This is a genomic window from Lishizhenia sp. (assembly GCF_057456495.1).
Genome location: NZ_JBVCPV010000212.1, coordinates 1 through 4420 on the forward strand (window position 1 = coordinate 1; position 4420 = coordinate 4420).

At 38.2% G+C, this 4420-nt stretch carries 3 protein-coding genes and 1 riboswitch; of the genes, 1 reads left to right on the plus strand and 2 read right to left on the minus strand.

The genetic code is table 11. The features are described from left to right. Window positions 1-194: 194 nt before the first annotated feature. Window positions 195-1220, minus strand: coding sequence for an LLM class flavin-dependent oxidoreductase (locus tag AC22ZQ_RS12700; RefSeq protein ID WP_318959140.1), 1026 nt, complete (start codon window positions 1218-1220; stop codon window positions 195-197). A 195-nt stretch (window positions 1221-1415) separates the two neighbouring features. After that, a riboswitch (cobalamin riboswitch) is annotated at window positions 1416-1600 on the plus strand. 173 nt (window positions 1601-1773) lie between these two features. On the opposite strand from AC22ZQ_RS12700, the gene AC22ZQ_RS12705 reads away from it, so the two are divergent. Beyond that, window positions 1774-2160, plus strand: coding sequence for an acyl-CoA thioesterase (locus tag AC22ZQ_RS12705; RefSeq protein ID WP_090245434.1), 387 nt, complete (start codon window positions 1774-1776; stop codon window positions 2158-2160). 269 nt (window positions 2161-2429) lie between these two features. On the opposite strand, the gene rpsA is transcribed toward AC22ZQ_RS12705, so the two are convergent. Further along, entirely contained in the window at window positions 2430-4214 is a 1785-nt protein-coding gene (gene rpsA / locus AC22ZQ_RS12710) for a 30S ribosomal protein S1 (RefSeq protein WP_318959141.1), read from the minus strand. Window positions 4215-4420: the final 206 nt, after the last annotated feature.

Consider the following 4420-nt stretch of genomic DNA (forward strand, 5'->3'; position numbering starts at 1 on the left):
GAGTAAGGGCAAAGTGAATTTAGCTTCAGCGACTTTTGAAATTGTGAAAATTCCTACCGTAAATTTCAAAGATGAAAAGGGAAACGAATGATTGATCATTAACACTTTATCAAGGCAACATCCTCATTTAGGATACTAAAAACGGGAACACCTTTCATAAGATATTCCCGTTCAAATTTTCATTCGGTAAGTACCTACTTATCCTCTATTTTCTCTTCGTTCAATTCATCCATTAATGCGGCGAATAATTGCAATGATTTAATTCTGTCTTCTACATAATAGGCATTCGTAGAGGTTATCACTTCATCCACACCAGTGCTGTTTAAGAAATCGCGCATTTTAGCTTTAACCGTGTCCTTACTTCCCACAAATGAGTATTTAATCATACTGGCAATACGAGGATGCTGAAGGTATTCTAAAAACTCTCTGTTCATAGGTGCAGGAGCCTGAATGGATTGTCTGCTTCCAGTGGCTATACTCACAAATAAACGAATCAAAGATGTAAACATAGCTTCTGCCTCTTCATCTGTATCTGCTACAAAAACATTAATTCCGGCTATTGTATAAGGTTTATCCGTTTCTTCAGAAGGCTGGAATTCCTGACGGTAAATTTCCAGTGCTTGGTGCAAATAAGTACTCGCAAAATGACTCGCAAACGCATAAGGTTTACCCGTAGCTGCCGCCAAATGTGCGGAATCGGTACTTGACCCTAAAATGTATAAAGGCACGTTCGTTCCCTCTGCGATGGCTGCTCGTACATTAGAACTTTTATTTTCTTCAGAAAAGTACTGCTCTATTTTTTCTATTTCTCTGGGAAATGATTGCGCCGCTTGCATGAAATCAGGACGTATAGCATGCGCAGTAGCTTGATCCGTTCCTGGTGCTCTACCTAATCCTAAATCTATACGGTTCGGGTACAAATGGGCCAAGGTTCCAAACTGCTCAGCTATAATCAAAGGAGAATGGTTGGGCAACATTACACCCCCAGACCCTACGCGTATGCGTTCAGTATTTTCTGCTACATAACCTATCAATAAAGAAGTTGCCGTACTTGCTACATTTTCTGTATTGTGGTGCTCAGCATACCAAACACGTTCGTAATTGCTCGCTTCTGCCGCCTTAGCCACCGCTAAAGAACGATGTAAGGTTTCTTGTATACTATTTCCTTGTGCCACGACAGCCAAGTCTAAAATAGAATATGCTACTTTCTGTGAATTCATGTTTTTCTCTTTCTTTTCTGTAGGTGTCGAAAAGTATGCGGTAAAAGTAATTATTGATGAAAGAAAACAGAAGTTAGGAAACGACAATGATAACAAGTTTTGAAGTTTAAGCTGTAGATCATTTCCTAACCACCTTTATTACCTCAGCTGCGAGTATTCTTCATCAATATTTTACTACTTTCACTGCCAGAAGTTCTTTCCAAAACAAGAAAAGGTTTTGCTTAACGCAAATGAAAAGGGAATCATGTGAAAATCATGAACTGTCGCGCAACTGTAAGTAACGAAAAGCTTTAACAATTATCCACTGTTCTAATACTATGGAATGGGAAGGAAGTTAAAGGGTTATAAGTCAGGAGACCTGCCTCTTCTAATTGACGATGCTTTCGCGATTTGAAGCTATGAGTCAGGTTGAGTTCATAAATAATTTTTTAAGAAGTATAGCCCCCTATTCCGCATGCAACTCCCTTCCTTATTTTTTCTCGCAAGCATACATTGAAAAGAACCCCAATGATGTAACATAGGCTAAAAAGTAAGCCACAAAAGAGAAAATAAAATGACCAAGGAAGAAAGAATCCAAAAATCAGAAACGCGCATTTTTAAAGCGGTATTCCCAAATACGACGAACCATTACGATACCTTGTTTGGAGGAACAGCCATGCAATTGATGGATGAAGTTGCTTTCATCACTGCTACACGATTCAGTCGCCAGCGCATGGTAACTGTAAGCAGTGATAGAATCGATTTCAAAAAGCCCATTCCTGCAGCTACTATCATTGAATTATTAGGTAAAGTGACCTATACAGGAAACACGAGTTTAAAAGTAAGGGTAGATATCTACATTGAACAGATGTACACAGAAGAAAGAGAAAAGGCTGTGAGTGGTGAATTTACTTTTGTGGCCATAGATGAAAACAAAAAGCCGGTGAAAATAATGGAGTAGGATGCAGTTTAAGGAGGTATAAATAGTAAAATTTGAATGCTTTGTTAAATTACGGCCACTCGACACTTCGACTGTCGCTCAGTACAGCGCTCCGCTCGTGAACCTCCGTGTTTATGCATCTAAGAAATAAAAGAATTGAGTTCTATAAAAGTGCTTTCGTTAATCTACCCACGGTGATAATCAAATTTCTTAAATCTTTAAATCAAAAAAATCCCGACCAATTACTTGGTCGGGACTTTTAACAGAGATCTGTTCTATAATGGGTTGGATTATTTTCCTTCCATTTTGTCTTTCAAAGCAGCTAATGCATCTAAATCTCCTAATGTAGATTTTTCATTGCTCTTGTTCAAGTTCTCAACAGCTTTAGAGTTTCCTCCTCCACCTCTTTTACCTCCTCTAGAAGAAGTAGATGGTTTGTCTTCACCTTCTTCGAAAGTTCTAACGTGAGAAACAACTATTTTCTTAGCGTCTTTGTTAAACTCGATCACTTTGAAATCTAAAGTTTCGTCAACCTTAGCGTTAGATCCGTCTTCTTTACGCATGTGCTTAGCAGGACAAATTCCTTCTACACCGTATGGTAAAGCAACGATTCCAGACTTATCTTTTTGTTCGATAATTGTACCTTGGTGTACTGATCCTTCACCGAATAAAGTTTCGAATACATCCCATGGGTTCTCTTCTAACTGCTTGTGACCTAAAGAAATTCTTCTGTTTTCTTTATCGATTTCCAATACAACAACTTCCATTGCATCACCTACCTTACAGAATTCAGATGGGTGCTTGATTTTCTTTTGCCAAGAAAGATCAGAAATGTGGATTAATCCGTCAACACCTTCTTCTAATTCTACGAATACACCGAAGTTAGTGAAGTTACGAACTTTTGCGTTGTGCTTAGAATCAACTGGGTAACGCTCAGCAATTCCTTCCCATGGATCTGGCATCAATTGCTTGATACCTAGAGACATTTTTCTTTCTTCTCTATCTAAAGTAAGAATAACAGCCTCAACTTCGTCTCCGATAGCTAAGAAATCCTGTGCAGTTCTCAAGTGTTGAGACCAGCTCATTTCAGAAACGTGGATTAAACCTTCTACTCCTGGAGCGATTTCAACAAACGCACCGTAGTCAGCCAATACAACAACTTTCCCTTTAACTTTATCTCCAACAGCTAATTCTGTTGATAAAGCGTCCCATGGATGTGGTTGTAATTGTTTCAATCCTAATGCAATTCTCTTCTTATCATCATCAAAGTCAAGGATTACAACGTTTAATTTTTGATCTAATTCAACGATTTCCTCTGGGTGATTAACTCTACCCCAAGATAAATCTGTGATGTGGATTAAACCGTCAACTCCACCCAAGTCGATGAATACACCGTATGAAGTGATGTTTTTAACAGTTCCTTCCAATACCTGACCTTTTTCAAGACCAGAAATGATTTGTTTCTTCTGCTCTTCAAGCTCAGCTTCAATAAGCGCTTTGTGAGAAACAACCACGTTACGGAATTCTTGGTTGATTTTAACAACTTTGAACTCCATGTTTTTACCAACGTAAATATCGTAGTCACGAATTGGCTTAACGTCAATTTGTGAACCTGGTAAAAAGGCTTCGATTCCGAATACGTCAACGATAAGACCACCTTTAGTTCTGCACTTAACAAAACCAGTGATAACCTCACCTGTTTTCAATACTTCGTTCACTTTAGCCCAAGCACTGTGCATACGCGCAGTTTTGTGAGAAACTACAAGCTGTCCGTACTTGTCTTCTTGAGACTCAACGTAAATATCAACTTCGTCTCCAACCGCTAAATCTGGGTTGTAACGGAATTCGTTGATAGGAACTACTCCCTCAGACTTGTACCCGATGTTTACAACAACTTCTTTTTTAGTTACTGCTACTACAGTTCCTTTAATTACTTCTTTCTCGTTGATAGAAGTTAAAGTTGCTTCGTAAGTCTCAGCGTACTCAGCTTTTTCAGCATTTGAATATCCTTCATTTGCTAAAGCTTCCCAATCAAAATCAGCAGATCCCTGCTCTATTACTTTGTTATCAGCCATAATGGCATTTTAAAATTGTATTTTGGGTAATCCTGTAAACCACCAAAAGAAATTAATAATGAGTTACTTACAACAGGATTCGTAACTTTTTCCTTAAACGGACTGCAAAGATAGTGAGTTTTCTCAGATATTACAAAATTTATTCTGTCTTCAGAACTGAAAATTAATCCATTAGACCCTGTTAATAACTTAGAATTCTAGATTCC